The 16113-nt window shown below is 34.2% G+C and carries 19 protein-coding genes and 1 tRNA gene; 12 read left to right on the plus strand and 8 right to left on the minus strand.

What is annotated here, in order from left to right; all coding sequences use genetic code 11:
- The 5 genes from Q0941_RS02345 to Q0941_RS02365 all read left to right on the plus strand — a co-directional run.
- On the plus strand, positions 1 to 881 hold an 881-nt coding region (locus Q0941_RS02345), incomplete at its 5' end, for a tetratricopeptide repeat protein (RefSeq protein ID WP_299290978.1).
- A 70-nt stretch (positions 882 to 951) separates the two neighbouring features.
- Positions 952 to 1275, plus strand: a complete 324-nt coding sequence (locus Q0941_RS02350; RefSeq protein WP_299290980.1) for a ribosomal L7Ae/L30e/S12e/Gadd45 family protein — start codon at positions 952 to 954, stop codon at positions 1273 to 1275.
- A 64-nt stretch (positions 1276 to 1339) separates the two neighbouring features.
- Complete coding sequence (locus Q0941_RS02355; RefSeq protein WP_299290982.1) at positions 1340 to 1804, plus strand: NusA-like transcription termination signal-binding factor; 465 nt, start codon at positions 1340 to 1342, stop codon at positions 1802 to 1804.
- Between the two features lie 3 nt (positions 1805 to 1807).
- Positions 1808 to 2245 carry a 30S ribosomal protein S12 gene (locus tag Q0941_RS02360; RefSeq protein WP_299290984.1) on the plus strand — a complete coding sequence of 146 codons (438 nt, stop codon included), beginning with the start codon at positions 1808 to 1810 and terminating at the stop codon, positions 2243 to 2245.
- Between the two features lie 4 nt (positions 2246 to 2249).
- A complete protein-coding gene (locus Q0941_RS02365) occupies positions 2250 to 2849 on the plus strand; it encodes a 30S ribosomal protein S7 (protein WP_299290986.1) in 600 nt (199 codons plus the stop codon).
- 11 nt (positions 2850 to 2860) lie between these two features.
- Here Q0941_RS02365 and Q0941_RS02370 read toward each other — a convergent pair.
- Positions 2861 to 2951: transfer RNA gene (locus Q0941_RS02370), tRNA-Gln, on the minus strand.
- 43 nt (positions 2952 to 2994) lie between these two features.
- The gene (locus Q0941_RS02375) at positions 2995 to 3315 is read right to left on the minus strand and encodes a hypothetical protein (protein WP_299290988.1); all 321 of its coding nucleotides are present in this window, start codon (positions 3313 to 3315) and stop codon (positions 2995 to 2997) included.
- 35 nt (positions 3316 to 3350) lie between these two features.
- Here Q0941_RS02375 and Q0941_RS02380 point away from each other — a divergent pair, with 35 nt between their 5' ends.
- Positions 3351 to 4055 carry a YkgJ family cysteine cluster protein gene (locus tag Q0941_RS02380; RefSeq protein ID WP_299290991.1) on the plus strand — a complete coding sequence of 235 codons (705 nt, stop codon included), beginning with the start codon at positions 3351 to 3353 and terminating at the stop codon, positions 4053 to 4055.
- Here the strand turns inward: Q0941_RS02380 and Q0941_RS02385 are convergent.
- Positions 4052 to 5065: an NAD(P)/FAD-dependent oxidoreductase gene (locus tag Q0941_RS02385; protein ID WP_299290993.1), complete on the minus strand. Its 1014-nt coding sequence runs from the start codon at positions 5063 to 5065 to the stop codon at positions 4052 to 4054. The two genes, Q0941_RS02380 and Q0941_RS02385, sit on opposite strands and share 4 nt — an antisense overlap.
- 305 nt (positions 5066 to 5370) lie before the next feature.
- Here Q0941_RS02385 and Q0941_RS02390 point away from each other — a divergent pair, with 305 nt between their 5' ends.
- Together Q0941_RS02390 and Q0941_RS02395 are read left to right on the plus strand one after the other, a co-directional pair.
- A complete protein-coding gene (locus Q0941_RS02390) occupies positions 5371 to 5973 on the plus strand; it encodes a nitroreductase family protein (protein WP_299290995.1) in 603 nt (200 codons plus the stop codon).
- A 56-nt stretch (positions 5974 to 6029) separates the two neighbouring features.
- Positions 6030 to 6242: a hypothetical protein gene (locus Q0941_RS02395; RefSeq protein WP_299290997.1), complete on the plus strand. Its 213-nt coding sequence runs from the start codon at positions 6030 to 6032 to the stop codon at positions 6240 to 6242.
- Between the two features lie 2 nt (positions 6243 to 6244).
- Here Q0941_RS02395 and leuS read toward each other — a convergent pair whose 3' ends face one another.
- Positions 6245 to 9112: a leucine--tRNA ligase gene (gene leuS, locus Q0941_RS02400; protein ID WP_299290998.1), complete on the minus strand. Its 2868-nt coding sequence runs from the start codon at positions 9110 to 9112 to the stop codon at positions 6245 to 6247.
- Positions 9113 to 9119: 7 nt separating this feature from the next.
- Positions 9120 to 11789 carry an alanine--tRNA ligase gene (gene alaS, locus Q0941_RS02405; protein WP_299291000.1) on the minus strand — a complete coding sequence of 890 codons (2670 nt, stop codon included), beginning with the start codon at positions 11787 to 11789 and terminating at the stop codon, positions 9120 to 9122.
- A 78-nt stretch (positions 11790 to 11867) separates the two neighbouring features.
- Between alaS and Q0941_RS02410 the strand changes: the two genes are divergently transcribed.
- The 3 genes from Q0941_RS02410 (at position 11868) to Q0941_RS02420 (ending at position 13460) form a co-directional block, all read left to right on the plus strand.
- Positions 11868 to 12377, plus strand: coding sequence for a hypothetical protein (locus Q0941_RS02410; protein ID WP_299291001.1), 510 nt, complete (start codon positions 11868 to 11870; stop codon positions 12375 to 12377).
- A 54-nt stretch (positions 12378 to 12431) separates the two neighbouring features.
- Entirely contained in the window at positions 12432 to 12740 is a 309-nt protein-coding gene (rpl12p, locus tag Q0941_RS02415) for a 50S ribosomal protein P1 (RefSeq protein WP_299291003.1), read from the plus strand.
- A gap of 81 nt (positions 12741 to 12821) precedes the next feature.
- Entirely contained in the window at positions 12822 to 13460 is a 639-nt protein-coding gene (locus tag Q0941_RS02420) for a trimeric intracellular cation channel family protein (protein WP_299291005.1), read from the plus strand.
- On the opposite strand, the gene Q0941_RS02425 is transcribed toward Q0941_RS02420, so the two are convergent.
- Positions 13457 to 14323, minus strand: a complete 867-nt coding sequence (locus Q0941_RS02425; RefSeq protein ID WP_299291007.1) for a 50S ribosomal protein L10 — start codon at positions 14321 to 14323, stop codon at positions 13457 to 13459. The two genes, Q0941_RS02420 and Q0941_RS02425, sit on opposite strands and share 4 nt — an antisense overlap.
- Positions 14316 to 14978: a 50S ribosomal protein L1 gene (locus Q0941_RS02430; RefSeq protein ID WP_299291009.1), complete on the minus strand. Its 663-nt coding sequence runs from the start codon at positions 14976 to 14978 to the stop codon at positions 14316 to 14318. Before Q0941_RS02430 ends, Q0941_RS02425 begins: the two co-directional genes overlap by 8 nt.
- A 190-nt stretch (positions 14979 to 15168) precedes the next feature.
- Here Q0941_RS02430 and Q0941_RS02435 point away from each other — a divergent pair, with 190 nt between their 5' ends.
- Positions 15169 to 15600, plus strand: a complete 432-nt coding sequence (locus Q0941_RS02435) for an Lrp/AsnC family transcriptional regulator (protein WP_299291195.1) — start codon at positions 15169 to 15171, stop codon at positions 15598 to 15600.
- Here the strand turns inward: Q0941_RS02435 and Q0941_RS02440 are convergent, their stop codons facing one another.
- Positions 15601 to 16080: a 50S ribosomal protein L11 gene (locus tag Q0941_RS02440; RefSeq protein WP_299291011.1), complete on the minus strand. Its 480-nt coding sequence runs from the start codon at positions 16078 to 16080 to the stop codon at positions 15601 to 15603.
- Between the last annotated feature and the right edge of the window lie 33 nt (positions 16081 to 16113).

Raw genomic sequence — 16113 nt, forward strand, 5'->3', positions numbered from 1 at the left:
CAACAACTGAAAGCATTCCAGAAACAACAACTGAAAGCATTCCAGAAACAACAACTGAAAGCATTCCAGAAACAACAACTGAAAGCATTCCAGACACAACAATTACTGATCAACCAATAGTTGACAAGAAATCCTCAACATCTAGTTCTGAAAAATCAGAAGTAACAGAAATTTTTTCAGAAAATACAAATTCTCAAACAGAACATGTTCCACAGACAAACTCTGATGAGAAAATTTTGAATAATAACCACTTGGAAAATAAAAAACAAAACAATCTTTCTGTTGAAGATATTGAATTAGGTAAAATCCTAAATCAAATAAATTTAGAATGTGATGATAGTAAATTTACTGATACTATAACCTACTATGATGGAATGGGACCTGCACTTTATCGTCTTTGTAATTTTGAAAACTCATTGAATTTTTTTAATGATTCGTTGATCAAAGATCCTGAAAATGTTGAAGTCCTAGTTAACAAGGGCTCCACTTTAGGAAAATTGGGATATTATTCAGAATCTATTGAATACTATAACCAAGCCATAAATGTAAATCCAGAATTTTTACCTGCAAAAAATAACAAAGCAAATGCTCTTGCATATTTGGGTAATGAAAAAGAAGCAGTTTTGATTTATGAAGAAATCTTAGATGCAAATCCAAATTATATTACAGCTCAAAAAAATCTTGAAATTCTTAAATCAGAATTAAATAATGAACTTCAACCCATCTCAAAGAATTTTGAACCTACTTCAATAGTTCATACAATAACAGAATCAAAATCATCTGAAATTAAAAAACAAACGATTTCACAAAAGGAAAAATCTTCAAACTTTTTTGATGAAGTGAGTATTGTTTTGGGTTCTTTGTTCGGTTTTCTAAACTGATTTGTTATTTTTTGTGCGTAAGTTTTCAATAAACCTATAAAGCCCTGATAAGACGATCGTCATAAGGAATATGAGTAAAATACTTGAGAAGTCATTAAAGGATGCCCTAAAAGAGGATAAGTTAACAATGGGTACCAAACAAGTTTTGAACTCTGTAAAAAATTCCAAACTAATTGTATTGTCTCAATCTGTTGAAAAAGAAATGTTTGAGAAAATTGAATCCGATGCAAAAAAAGAAAAAATACCATTAGTAAACTTCCAAGGAACATCAGTCGCATTAGGCAGACTATGTGGCTTACAATTTAGAATTTCAACAATTTCATTTACATCAATCGCTGATGCAAACATCAAATCAATTCTTAAAGATACAGAAGTTGAGGAAAAAAATGATTAGATGTAGTACATTTAATGAAAGTTTAAATGAGACATTTTTTGTTCGGAGTTAAAAAGGAATTCTTATGACACAATCTATCAAATTAACAACTGATCAAATGCGTATGATGTCTCTTTTCCAAAATGTTACAGGTGCAACTGCACGTGATTGTGTCGAAGATGAAAAACAAGATAGAGTAATTTTTGTTGTAAATACTGGAAAAATGGGATTAGCAATTGGAAAGGGTGGAACTCATATCAAATCACTTCAAAATATTGTGAAAAGAAATGTTGAATTAGTTGAATATGATGAGGATCCTGCAAAATTTTTGTCAAATCTACTTAATTCAAAACTAGTTTCTGAAGTAAAAATAAATAAACGAACTGATGGTTCAAAACAGGCAATAGTTATGGTAGACCCACGTAAAAAAGGAATTGTAGTTGGAAGAGAAGGTAGAAATGCAGAAAAAGCAAGAATGCTTGCAAAACGCTATTTTGATATTACTAGTGTATTGATTAACAGTCCTGAAAAAGCTACATTGGAGATGTAAGAATTGAGAAAATCACCACTTGGATTATTTGCTGGAAGAGTTTTAACAACTAAGAAAAAGAAACAACGCTGGGCAATCTCTACTTACAAAAGAAGAGAACTTGGTATAGACAAGAAAGCAGATCCTTTAGGTGGTGCTCCACAAGCAAGAGGTATTGTTTTAGAAAAAGTTGGTATTGCAGCAAAACAACCAAACTCTGCTGTAAGAAAATGTGTTAGAGTTCAATTAATTAAAAATGGTAAAACTGTTACTGCATTCTTACCTCGAGATGGTGCAATGAACTTTATTGATGAACACGACGAAGTTCATATTCAAGGAATGGGTGCTACTCAAGGTGGTGCAATGGGAGATATTCCTGGTGTTAGATTCAAAGTATTCAAAGTAAATGGTACATCATTACATGAACTAGTCATAGGTAAGAAAGAAAAACCAAGGAGATAGAGAAATGGCACAAACAAAAAATTTGTTATTATTTAGAAAATGGGATTTATCTGATATTGAAATTCAAGATCCAGGATTAAAAACTGCAATTTCATTAAGAAAACAAATTCTTCCATACACATATGGTCGTTCTGCACTAAAACGATTCAACAAAGCTGATGTTAACATTGTTGAACGTTTGATGAATAAAACAATGCACTTTGGAAAAAAATATGCAAAAAACACTGGAAGAATGACTGGAAAGAAAACCAAAGTTCTCAATACAGTAAAAACTGCATTTGATATTATTGCTCTAAAAACTGGTAAGAATCCTGTTGAAGTTTTGGTAAGGGCAGTTGAATTTTCTGCTCCTAATGAAGATACTACACGAATTGTTTATGGTGGTACCGTTTATCACGTTTCAGTTGACGTTGCACCAATTAGACGAGTTGATTTAGCACTCAAATTCATTTCTGATGCAATTAAAGAAGCCACTTTCTCAAATCCAAAACCAATTGAGGAACATATGGCTGAACAACTAATCCTTGCTGCATCAAATGATCCTGCTGCTCCTTCTGTTAAGAAAAAGAATGAGCTAGAACGTATCGCACAGGCTTCTAGATAGAATTTTTACAGTAGCCCGAGGCAGATTCGAACTGCCGTCTCCGCCTATATCCACTTTGTAAGATCCAGAGGGCAGAATCCTTGACCGCTAGACTATCGGGCTACTTGAAGAAATTTTCAAATGAAAGAATATAATCATTTGCTGATCACTTTAGTCTAACTTCATGAATTGCAGTTGCATAATCACAAGTTGCTTTTAATCTCATGTAAGGAATTAATCTAAAATGAATAGAATAGATATCTCCTTCTTTTCTAATAATGCCTTTTTGCATTAATGAAACAAGTCCTCGTGATGGAATATTAATTGAAATATTTTTTTCATCACAGATTTGATCACGTTTTTTTTGAAATTGCTTTAAAGAAAAAGCTACATCATTTAACTCTAAAATTAATGGCCAAATTATTTGACTCCAAACAAATCTTCTATTCTCAGTTGCAGATGCATATTTCCCTTTTTCGCTCAACATTAATAACATCAACAAAATATGTTATAACTTAATAGTTGTCTCAAAACGAAATTGAAGAATCACTAAATTTACTAGAAAAAGATTGGGATGTTGATCCAATTTTAAGAAATTTTATGCTTGGAAAGGTAACTGATGTAAGTGATCATGCAATTAAAGTAAAAGATGTTGTTTTTCATGTTCCATATTTGACAACAGAAAAAAAATTCATTTTGTGGAAATGCTATTGGCCTGATTGTCATAACTGCTGTGATAGACAAGGACGTCTACCCTTAACCTCTGATGATTTAATCACAATTGGAAAGGGGCTAAAATATCAAAAACCATCTGAGTTTGTAAAAAATGAAACTCTAACTGTAACATATCAAGAACCTGGACCATCTGGACAGATGACAACAATGACTACAATTAATCTAAAAAGAAAAAATGATGAAACTGAGGCAGATGATGGTACTCATATTTCTTGTAGATTCTTAGATGACAAAGGCGGTTGTAGCATGCATCCTGATAGGCCTGGTGTTTGTTACCTATATCCATTCTCAACATGGCTTGAAAATGAGCAGGGAAAGGCTAGAGTTCATGCTACCTATCAGTTTACAGGTGATTGCCCTGGATTCTATTTGGCTGACAATTTAGATCCTATGAAAGAAGAATTCAAAGAGTATTCCAAAATAATTTTTGATTACAATATGGCATCTAGCAGAACTAATCGAGAAGGTTTTGGCTCAATAACTATTGGTTAGGCTTTTGCCACTTTCATCAAATCTGCAATTTTAATATCCATTCCAAATCTATCTTCATTTTTCTTCATGTACCTGAAGATAGATAAAAAGTCTGGAAGTGATTTGAAAAAGTTAAAGTCTTTTTTGATTTTTGCTCTTACAAAATTGAATACTTTGGCATATACTTTGTAATGTTCTTCTACTGCTTTTTCATATGCTTTGAAATCATGCATGTTCTTCAAGAAAATCTCAACACATTGCATTGATGGAATGATTCCTTCACCTAATAACGCATAAACTGTTCCAATAGATTCTCCAACTCCAACAACTTTTCCTGAGTAGTATGGTTTGCATCTATCTGGAGTTGCTAATCTAATTGGACGACCTTTTGTTTTCATTACTTTGCCACCATGTTTTTTCAAAAACTCATCTGTTGCTTTGATGTGGTTTTTGTTATAATCTCCAGCACCAATATGGGCCCATTTTTCTCCTAATGGGAAATACCAAAAGTATCCTGACATTCCCGGGAATGGCTCAATATAGAAATCATCGTATGGAACTCCATTTTCATATTCAACTTTGTATTCATAAGTTGGCAAGAAGAAATCTTCTTTTAATTTTGGTAAGAATACTCTGTGAAAACCTGTACAATCTACAATCATGTCATATTCTTTTTCAAGCTCTTCTAATGATGGTGGTTTTCCGTAAATGACTTTAGAATCTTTAATGAAATCTTTGATCAAACCAAGCTTGTCATATGTACAAAGACCGTGTAAACCTATATCGAATTTAACATCATTATTCATTTTTACATGCATATTTTTTCCATCGTGAATTAGAAAATCATTGAAATCTCTACCAGTCTTTTTACAATATTCGGTAAGGATTGGTTTGATCGTGCCCCAAGCACAGATTGAGTCATGTCTTTCTTTTGGATTTAATTCGTAACCTGTGACATAATGCTCAGAATCTTTGAGTCTTGCCATTAGGTAGGAGCCTGCAACACCCATTCCCATTACTGCAATTTTCAAGATATTTTGCGAATCCTCTAGGCCTAATAAATACACTATCTGAAATTTTCTCTAGTGTTCCGTATTCTGTTGTTACCATTAGTAGGAAAAAGTAGCGTTAGTTAAATATCAAAAATCTAGAATCAATTTGAAAAGGTAGTCTGTCGTCTGATTACAATAGTTTCAGACCTTAAGGCAATCACTGTCATCAGATAACCCTCTGTTTCTGATCTTAAGTGACGAGCTGTCATTGAACTCTTTTGGAGTCAATCTTAAGCTCAATCACCTTTTGTTAAATTAAATTTGGGATAGTTTTGTGTTGATTTATGGATACTTTTGAAGCAATCAGAACTCGTCGTGCAGTTAAGAAATTTGATAGTTCTTACAAAATGACTGCAGAACAAGTAAAATCTTTGATGGAATTAGTAATTCTTTCTCCAACAAGTTACAATCAACAAAATTGGAGATTTGTTACAGTTATTGATCAATCTGTTAAAGAAAAAATCTCAAAAGCAGCTAGAGATCAAGCTCAACCAAAAGATGGTTCTTTGGTAGTAGTTCTATGTGGAAACATGAGTGCTTGGAAAGATGAACCTACTAGATACTGGAGAAATCATCCTGTTGAAAAACAAGAACAAGTTAAAAATTCACTTGCACGAAAATATGCTGATAGTCCTCAAAATCGTCGTGATGAAGCCATTCGTTCATGTGGTTTTGCTGCACAGACAATTATGCTTGCAGCAAGACAGATGGGACTAGATTCTTGTCCTATGGTTGGATTTGAATATGATCAACTTGCTGAAATCATCAATCTTCCTGAGGATCATTTGATATCTATGATGGTTGTTGTTGGAAAAGCAGCTGAACCAGCAGCTGAAAGAGGAGGACAACTTGCTTTGGACGAAGTTGTATTTGAGAACCAATTCTAGCAGTGTAACAAAATAAAATTAATATTATTTAATATCAATAATGTCGTGAATAGAATATGGGTATAGATGAGGCAATTGAGAAAATTAACACATCCAATCAGGGGTTAAACGTAATTCTTGAAAACTTGGATGAACAATTATCTGATTTACGTGGTGATCCTAGGCTAGAAGGCTTGGTTGATGACTTGGAAAATTTATTCTATGCATATTTGAAAACTTGGATAAAATCCAATAACGAAATTAAAGAAATTCTGGAAAAAGAAAAATAATTTTATTCAATTAAAATTGCTGGCTTGAAAGGTCTGGCATGTCTAGCTTTCCCTTTAGGATCATAGATATTCTCATCTGATTCTGAATAAACTTCAACATCTACCTTGAACTCTTTCTTACCTATACTGGTTAATTCAGACTTGAAAAACTCTTTTTCATCAAAAGATTCAGACTCTAGTTTCATTTTCTTAATGTTTTCTGATTCAGAGTGTAAATCCTTGATAGTTTTCTGAACAAAGTCTGGATTCTTTTTTGCATCAGTTGTTTCTGGATCTGCAATGAGTTCCTTCATCACAACTCCCATGTTATTTTCTCCACCAACCATGATGTTGAGAATTTTACGATAAACTTTGGATTTGAACTCATCAGAATTCACATAAAGTACAATTTTTTTTGGTGTGATTTTTGTCACCTTGATAATGTTTCCAATATCTTCTATTGTACTCTTTAGTAATTCCTCAGATTGAATTGATGATGCATCAACATCACTTTCATTATATTTTGGCCAATCTGATTTAGATACTTGTTTCGAATTTCCTAATTTCTCCCACATCTCTTCAGCAATATGAGGTGCAAATGGTGACAACATTGCGACTCTGGCTGAATTGATTTTATGTAAAATTCCTGAAACATCATCTCGATTCTTTGCTGTAGCTCTCTTGTTGTACCAACTAAGGTCTGTTTCAAATGTAAACAAGATATCATGGAGCGCTTCACGTAATCTCATTTTTTCAACGGCTTCTGTAATTTCAGCAATTTTACTCTGAGTTTTAGATAAAATCCACTTGTCTTCAGCCTGTAATTCTGTGATTTGGGATTTTTTGAGCCTAGAGCACTCCTCTAATAGAGATTCAAGCTTGCTTTGAATGCCTGAAACTGATTCCATGTTAAAATCAGCATCTTGGAGTAACTCTGCTGATGATATAATTGCCAATCTAATTGGGTCTGCACCGTGATCTTTAATTGCAGCTCTTAATGGAATGATGTTTCCCATACTTTTAGACATTTTTGCCCCATCCATCATTACACTTCCATTAACAACAATTTCTTGTGGCCACAATTTTTTCTCAAATATTGCAACATGATTCAAAACAAAAAATGACAAGTGATTTTGAACCAAATCACGACCTGAATGTCTAGAATCAACTGGATAAAAATATGTGAATTCTTTTTTCATTGCGTTGATTGCATCTTCAGAAAGTTTTGATGTTGAAGCAGCTAGCGAAACATCTCCCTTATCTAACAAAACATAATCAAAGAATTCTTTTGTGAGATTTTCTGGAGTTACGGTTCCGTCATTCACAAATCGTGATAATGTATAGTATGCCATATAGATTACAGAGTCAGATAAACTCTCCACTATCCAATCATTATCCCAAGGAAGTTTAGTTCCTAATCCTTGTTGTCTTGCACAAGCTCTCTCATGTAGCCAATCTATTACTTCGACAAACTCTGTTTTGATGTTGTTGGGAAGTATGTTCATCACATCTAAACAATTTCTAGCTAATTCTTTCCATTCCTCATCACCATAATTCAAAAACCATTGATTGTTCAATACTTTAACAACACATTCAGCTCCACAACGGCATCTTACTGGAGCATTCTCCAAAACTGGGAACTTTTCTAAATGATTATTTTCTTGCAACCAAGCTCTAATCTTATCTCTACCAAACTGTACCTTTTCTCCGTTAAATTGTAAACATTTGTCGTTAAGCTTTCCATCAGTGAATTCTTTGAGATATAGCTCCTTGGTTGCTTCTTCTAATTTGTCATCTGATTGGTCAGAAATCCCCATCTTTTCACAAATGTCTTTTGCTGGAATAGTTCCGTAACCTTCTGTTAGGATAATTGGAATAGGTTCTAATTTTGAGGCCAAATCGTGATTTTTTGCCTTCAAATCCATTAGTGCTTGATAGTCTTTAGGAGCATGTGCAGGCACAGACATTACCAATCCTGTACCCATGCTAGGCTCTACAAATTCAGCAGGCAATACTGGAATCTCTCGTCCATCATGATTCGTTGCAGTCTTGCCAATAATTTCAGAACCTTGAATCTCACCTGTAATCTCTACTTTTTTCTCAAAGAATGAAATCTTTTTTGCACACTCTTCAGATACAATCCACTCTTCTCCATCAACTGAAACTTTTTTGTAAACAGTGTTTGGATTAACCCAAAGATTCGTTATGCCAAAGATAGTTTCAGGTCGTAATGTTGTTATTGGAAATATTGAATCACCTAACTTGAATTTAATCAAGAAATTCTTATCATCGATCTTTGGTTCTACATCGCCCATTGTATCATGTTGTGATACAGGGTTTTGATCAACTGGACACCAACCCACTGGATGACTGCCCTGGATGATTCTGCCCTTTTCTTTAAGTGTGGTAATTTGCCATTCAATAAATTTTTGATAACCTGGAACAATTGTAGTAAATTCTCGTCTCCAATCAATTGAATAACCCATCTCAATCATTCCAGATTTTATCTCTTCATGGAAATAGTCTGCAATCTTTATTGGTTCAACAAATGTCTTGATAGCATCTTCTGGAACATGATAGATATTTCGCAAACCATCTAGGATTTCTTTTTCTCCAGCTTCAATTCTTTTTGCCATTCCAAGTACTGGAGTTCCTGTATAGTGGAATCCCATTGGGAATAGTACGTTATACCCTTTCATTCTGTAAAATCTTGCATGAACATCAGCTAGTGTGTAAGTTCTACCATGTCCAATGTGTTGAGGTGAGTTTGGATATGGATAAGCTACTGTAATGAATTTTTTTGGTTTATCATTTGGATTTGTTTCAAAGTCTTTGTTTTCTTCCCACTTGGTTCTCCACTTTGTTTCAATCTCAGTCCAGTTTAACGTCATTCCATCTTTACCCTAAAATCATAGATTTTGCTTTGACTATTGCTTCGTCTTTTTTAGATGTGTCTTTTCCCCCACCTTGAGCAAATTTGGCATCTCCTCCACCTGAACCGCCCAAAATTGAGGCTATTTCCTTTGCAATCTCACCTGCATTTACGCCTGATTGTTCCCCTGAAAACACCATAACTCGAATTGTTGGACCAGCTTCAAAAATACCGCAAAATGCTGCAGTTGGGTCCTTGCCAACTAGCTTCTTTCCAAAGTTTTGGTGGAAATAATCATCAAAATCAGGGCTAGATGTAAAACATAATTTCCCTTTTGAATTGATTCCCTCTTCTTCAACTGATTCTTCAGCTAAAACTTTCTCTAATAGAATTGGAATCTTTTCTCGAGCTTTAGCTTTGTTTTCATCACGTTGTTTTTCTAATTGTTCTCTTTGTTTTGCTTCTTCGGCTTTGCGTTTTGATTCTTGTTCTTGTTGTTTTTCATATTCAAAGGCATTAGGTCCTGAAACAAATTCTAAACGTACTACACCATCTTGGATACGTTTGGTCTTTGTAATTTTGATTAATTCAATATCGCCAGTTTTCTTAACATGTGTTCCACCACAGGCTTCAATGTCTTTATCTTCAATTGATACAATCCTTACAGACTTTACTGGAACAACACCTCCCTGATAAATTCTAAATCCGTACTTTTGTTCTGCTGTTCCTCTATCGTAATAATTGATACTTACTGGATAATTTTTTTTTATCATATCATTTGCTTCATCTTCAATTTTCTTTACTTCATTATTAGAAAGGGATGAATGATGTGTAATGTCTAATCTAGCATGATCATCGTCTTTAAAAGCTGAATGCTGCCAAATCCATGAACCTAATACTTTACGTGATGATGTATTGATAATGTGAGTACTAGTGTGATTCTTTGTTATATTGGCACGACGAATCTCATCTACTTTACAATTAACTGTCTCTCCTTCTTTTGGAACTCCGCCTTCTAACTGATGAACAATAATGTCTGCATGTTTATCGACATTGAATACTTTGAACCCTGCAATGCTTCCAAAGTCTGGCTCTTGACCTCCTCCTCTTGCGTAAAATGATGTTCTGTCAAGAACTACCATGTCGTCAATCACCTTGAGAACTTTAGCTTCAAACTCCATTGGGTCATCTTGATAAAATAATGTCTCAGTTTCTGGAAGTCCTTCTAATGGTAACTCTGCAATGGTCTTTTTCTTATCTGATTGATGTAAATCAGATAATTTCGAATAAAATGATGATGGAATTTCTTCAATTGCATCAACTTCTTTGAGATATTCTGGTGTAATGCCGTCAGATTCGTAATATGTGATTAGTTCATCTACTGATGGTGTTCCTTTTTCTTTAATTTTATCTGCCTTTTTCTTCATGTGAACTTTTGATTCTTCGTATCTTGCAGATTCAAGCTTCAAAATTGCCTTCACGTCATCACGTTTCTCATCTAGTTCTGGATATGTGTCCTTTAGATAATCAATATGCAAATCAATCAAGTCATCAATATTGAGTTTCAAATTTAGTTTCGAGATAGTTGCGTTAATTCTTCGTAACATCATTCTCAAGTTATATCCTCCGCCAACGTTTGATGGTAAAGCTCCATCTGTAATAGCAAAGATCAAAGTTCTCAAGTGGTCTGCAATAAGATACATTCCTTCTAGAGGCGTGATCATCTTTTGCATTTGTTCATCTGTTATTCCAGCATTTTTTACTGCAAGGCGTCTAACTTGATTCAAGTCATCATAATGATCAATCTCTTTTGCAATTTCAGTAAAGTATTTGCGTAAAATCTCTGAATCTGAATCAATTCCAATTGTATCAAACAATTTCCCATTAATTGGACCAAAACAACAGTCATATGCTGTAGGAGTTCCCATAGTAATCCATGCAAATCTTTCCAATCCAGCACCCATGTCAATAACACGTTGGTCTAGAGTAGTATGTTGTCCTAATTCACCTTGGAATTCAGTAAACACTGCATTTCCAAGCTCAAGTCCACGAACAAAATATTCAAGGGATGGACCAAATGAACCTCCTCCAGCCCAAACATCTTCTACAAAAACAACTTCATCTTTGTTTATTCCAAATTGTTCGGTAAGTAATCTATAATCCAAATCTACACATTCGTCTTTCCAATATCCTCCTAAATCTGGAACACTATGTTGTCCAATCATACAGAAACTTGAAAAGTGTCTTCCTGTAACTCCAACATTTTCCAAATCTTTGAATCTCAAACAAGTTTGTGGAACAACTAGTGGATTTGCAGGAAATTCAAAAACAACCTTAGAGCCCATCACTCTTTGAAAGTCCACAATTGATGCTATTGTGAAATACAAATCATCACGCCATCTACAAACTACAGGATATCTACTTACTGATGTGTGATTGTTTTTCACAAAAAATTCTTCAACTTGTTTCCAAGATTGAGTATAATCAAACCTTTTCGATGTTGGTGGCTCTCCGATAAATGAATAAGTGTCAAGTCCGTCATCTGGACAAAGATTTCTATCTGCATTTAGTGTCCAGAAGAATCTTCCACACTTTGCACAGGATTTTCTAACAAATCCTTGCTCTTGGAATAATTTGACATTATAGTATTTGTCAGGATCTGATGAAAATTCTTTAAGAATCTCTTTTTTATCCAATGTTCAGGCTGCTCTATTCCGATATTAAGAATTGTCGATTAATAATACATTAAATACACTATACTCCAAATTCTATCTATGTTTGGAAGAAAACCTACTCTCAAAGAAGGCATTCATATTTTTTCTGTAAGGAAAAATGGTGATTTTAATGACTTTGTATTTGCAATCGTAACTGGTGTTGAAGGCAGAAAAGTAGGCGTTAATGGTGTTATTGTAAATCCTGTTGGATTGAAAAATAAGATTGAACAAGGGAAAACAGGTGAACGCTCACTTGAAATTCTTCAAAATCCTACTCCCGACAATGTTGTTTTAGCATTAGTTTATCGTGTGGAACACGAAAATTTTACAGAAGTTTTAGATCTTGACAAAGACAAATGTGATATTCTTCCTCCAAAAATTTACACAATGTTAGATGGATGGGTTCGCGAATCCTTACCTGAATTACTAAACTCAGTTTTATCATTACCACCTGGTTCTGAGAGAGATGAGGCAAAGAGAGTCTTAAAGCAAAAGATGGATTCTCTAATTGACAAAAATCTGAAACGTACACTTTATTCAGTTTGCAGAAGTCTAAAAATCCTGAATTAATTCAGGCGTAATTCTCCATAGTTTTATATTATGCCCTAAGAAAATCTCGATACAATGGAATATGTTTACGCTGCTTTACTTCTTCACAAGCTAGAAAAAGAAGTTAACGAGGGAAATATCAGCTCAGTTGTCAAAGCATCTGGTGCTGAAGTTAACGAAGCCCAAGTTAAAGCACTAGTAGCAGCCTTGGCCGATGTAAACATCGATGAGGCAGTTAAAGCCGCACCTGTCGCAGTTGCAGCAGCCGCAGCACCAGCAGCAGATGGCGCAGCCGCAGCAGATGCACCGGCAAAAGAGGAGAAGAAAGAAGAACCAAAGAACGAAGAAGCAGCCATGGAAGGATTATCCTCATTATTTGGCTAGACGACTTTTCTTTTTTCCAATTTACTTTTGATCTTTATTTTTCATCAATTCTTAATTATCAATAACTCGTCTTTGGATTGAATGGTAGATTTTTCATTTCCAATTGATGGGTTTATCAGTATACTGGATTATTTAGGAACTATTGCATTTGCAATTACTGGCGCATCAAAAGCAATATCTCACAAGGCTGATATTTTTGGAATTATTGTTTTAGCAACTGTAGTTGGTGTTGCTGGTGGAATTATGCGTGATGTAATTTTTGGAAGATTTCCTACGGCATTTTCAGATCCTATCTACATTAGTTTGACAGTTGGAGCTGGAATTGTAATGTTCTTCCTTTATTCAAAATTAAAAAATCAAATGAACACTTGGTTAGTTTTTGATGCTATAGGTTTAGGTGTATTTTCAATAATTGGAGCATCCATTGCTTACCAAATTGTAGGTCTTAGCTTTCTTCCAATGTTATTTGCAGGCGTTTTGACTGCTATTGGTGGTGGTATCTTAAGAGATGTATTCGTAAGAGAAATTCCAATTGTATTTGTAAAGGAAGTTTATGCAGTTGCTAGCGTTGTTGGAATTATAATTTTCTATTTGGTATTGTCTTCAGGAGTTGACATACAAGTAGCATCTGTAATTGGAATTGTTTCGGCTACAGGAATTCGATTGCTTGCAATGAAGTATAATTGGAATCTTCCTAAAGCTAAAGGTACTGCTGATTAAGCTGGTGTGTAATCTTTTACTTGACCTGCCAAAGATCTTGCTTGAGCATCTGCTTTTTGCAAAATTTGCTCTTTTGTCTCATCAGTCATAAATCCTGATTCTACAGATAATGAACGAGCATATTGTGATGCTTTTGATAGAATTTGTGAAATATTCTCAGGTGTAACATATGCTGCTTCGATGGATAATGAAACTGCTTCTTGGTGAGCCTGTGCAAATTCATCTCTGATTTTATCAACATCGATGACCATTTCATCTGCTGCATACTTCAAACCATCTTCGAGTGCAACAAATAATGAAATTCCTGCTTCTACTGGTTTGATATCTAATTTACCTAAAATTGATGCTAATTTTGCGTTAATTGCTTCTCCTTTTTTGACTGGTGTGCTATCTTTTGCAATCCATATTGTTCCTTGATCAATTTTTGTAGGAATGCCTGCCTCTTTGAATTCAGTAAGCATTGGTCCTGGTGCAATTCCTGTATTCTTTTCAGGAACTACAACATCAATACTTGCAATATCTCCGCCTCTTGCATTCATCATAATCTTATTTTTTGCAAGTAAGACGTTTAGCTTGAATGGAGACATGTTTGTAAACATAAACATGCATTGACCAGTGAGATCTCCTAACATCTCTTTGATTCCTGGAACATCCAATGATTCAAGAGCTTTCTTTGCAACTTTGTCTTTGATACTTACAAACTCAACATCGTCTTTGAGAATTTTTCTTAATGGTAAAACTTGTGTGGAACGAACTTTTTCCATCTTGATAAGGGAAACTACTTTGTATTTTTTTGGAAGCTCTTGTAGTTGTTGATACATCTGAGCTTTTCTTTTAGGATATGTAGTTCTATTTTCATGCAAATTTCTTCTTAACCTCTTGTACTTGCTTTATCGGTTTACCCATTGTTGTTTTTATCATAATCCTTTTGATGTTTTTCTCACCATTTGGTAATTTCTTTTCAACAGCACTTAATACTGAATGAGCATTAATTGCTAAATCAGAATCTTCCATCGTTTGATCTCCAATTTTGCATGACATTGATAATGATGCTCTAGTTCTAACTTTGATTGATGATCTAAATCTCTGTAAGAATGAATCAATAGGTGCATTAAATGGTACTGGTGTTGGCATTTTTCCTCTTGGTCCTAACAACTGACCTAATGTTTTACCAACTAATGGCATGACTTGAGTGTCGGCCAAAAAGAAATCATATTTGTTGATAAATTTTCTTGATTCTCTTTTGTTAGTAGCAAATTTTTCTAATTCTTCTGTACCTACAACTGCATCAGCATTTGCTTGTTTAGCTTTCTGTCCCATATCGCCAGTTGCCATAACACATACTGTTGCAGGAGAACTAGTTTTTGGGAGTTGTACAACCTCATTTAGAGCAAATCCTTTCTTAACATCAATATCTTTGAAATTCATTATCAATTCAACTGATTGCTTAAATTTTCTCTCTTTTGTGGCAGATTTGGCTTCTTTTACCATTTCAGCTAGCTGAGCCTCTGTAATCATTACGAACATTTTCGAGAAAGCCTACTTAAAATCGTTTAGAGCCAAGCTTCCTGAAAATCTATTATTTTAAAAAAATTACAAAATTTCTTTCAAATAATTGAAAATACGGAGTAGATTTTTCCCAAAACCTACATATATTAAATCACAAAGAGATTTTTCTAACAACTTGCACCGATTTGACGAATTAGATATGAAATTACTTTATGAATTGACTAAAGATGGATCTATTTCTGTCCCAACTTTGTCAAAAAAACTCGGAATTAATGCATCTGTTCTATATAGCAGAATTAAGAGATTGATGAAGAAAAAATTAATCAAAAAATTTACCGTCGAAATAGATGATTCTCTCTTAGGAATTGGTGTTAAGGCTTCTGTAGGAATAAACAGAGATCCTAAATTCAAAGATGCAATTCATAAACAATTCATGGAAACCCCCGAAGTTGTCTCAATTTCTGAGGTTACTGGTAGATTCGATATTATGATTCAAGTATATGCTAAGAACCTAGAATCTCTTCACTCTGTAGTCATTGAAAAAATAGGCAAAATTCCAGGAATTCAAAATACTGAAACTTTTGTTGAATTACAAAAAACTGACAAAGATCCTGTGTATTTAATTCAGTGATTATTGGAATTTTTCATCCCATTTACCTTCATTGATTTCTGCTGTGATTTCTTTAGGTGTTTTTCCTTCAACTTTCACACCCAAAGCTACACATGTTCCAATGATGGTTTTTGCCACTGATTTTAATGATGAGGCATATGATTTCTCAAGTTTTGTATTGGCTACTTTGACAATTGAATCCATTGTAACATCACCTGCCCATTCAGTTCCAGATGCACCTGAACCTTTCTGAATACCTGCTTCTTTCATAATTAATGCAGCGGCTGATGGAATACCAATTTCAATTTCGTATTTTTTGGTATCACTATCGACAACTACTGTAACTGGAACTTTCATTCCTTCAAAGTCTTTAGTTTTATCATTAATTGCATTGATTACTTCCATAATGTTAACTCCAAGAGGGCCTAAAGCTGGACCTAGTGGTGGACCTGCAGATGCTCCTCCTCCTGTAACAAGTGATGAAATTTTTTGTTCTCCCATATCTATTCCCTCATTATGAAAAATTTAATCCTT

This window comes from Candidatus Nitrosopumilus sp. (genome assembly GCF_028278985.1).
Lineage (GTDB): Archaea > Thermoproteota > Nitrososphaeria > Nitrososphaerales > Nitrosopumilaceae > Nitrosopumilus.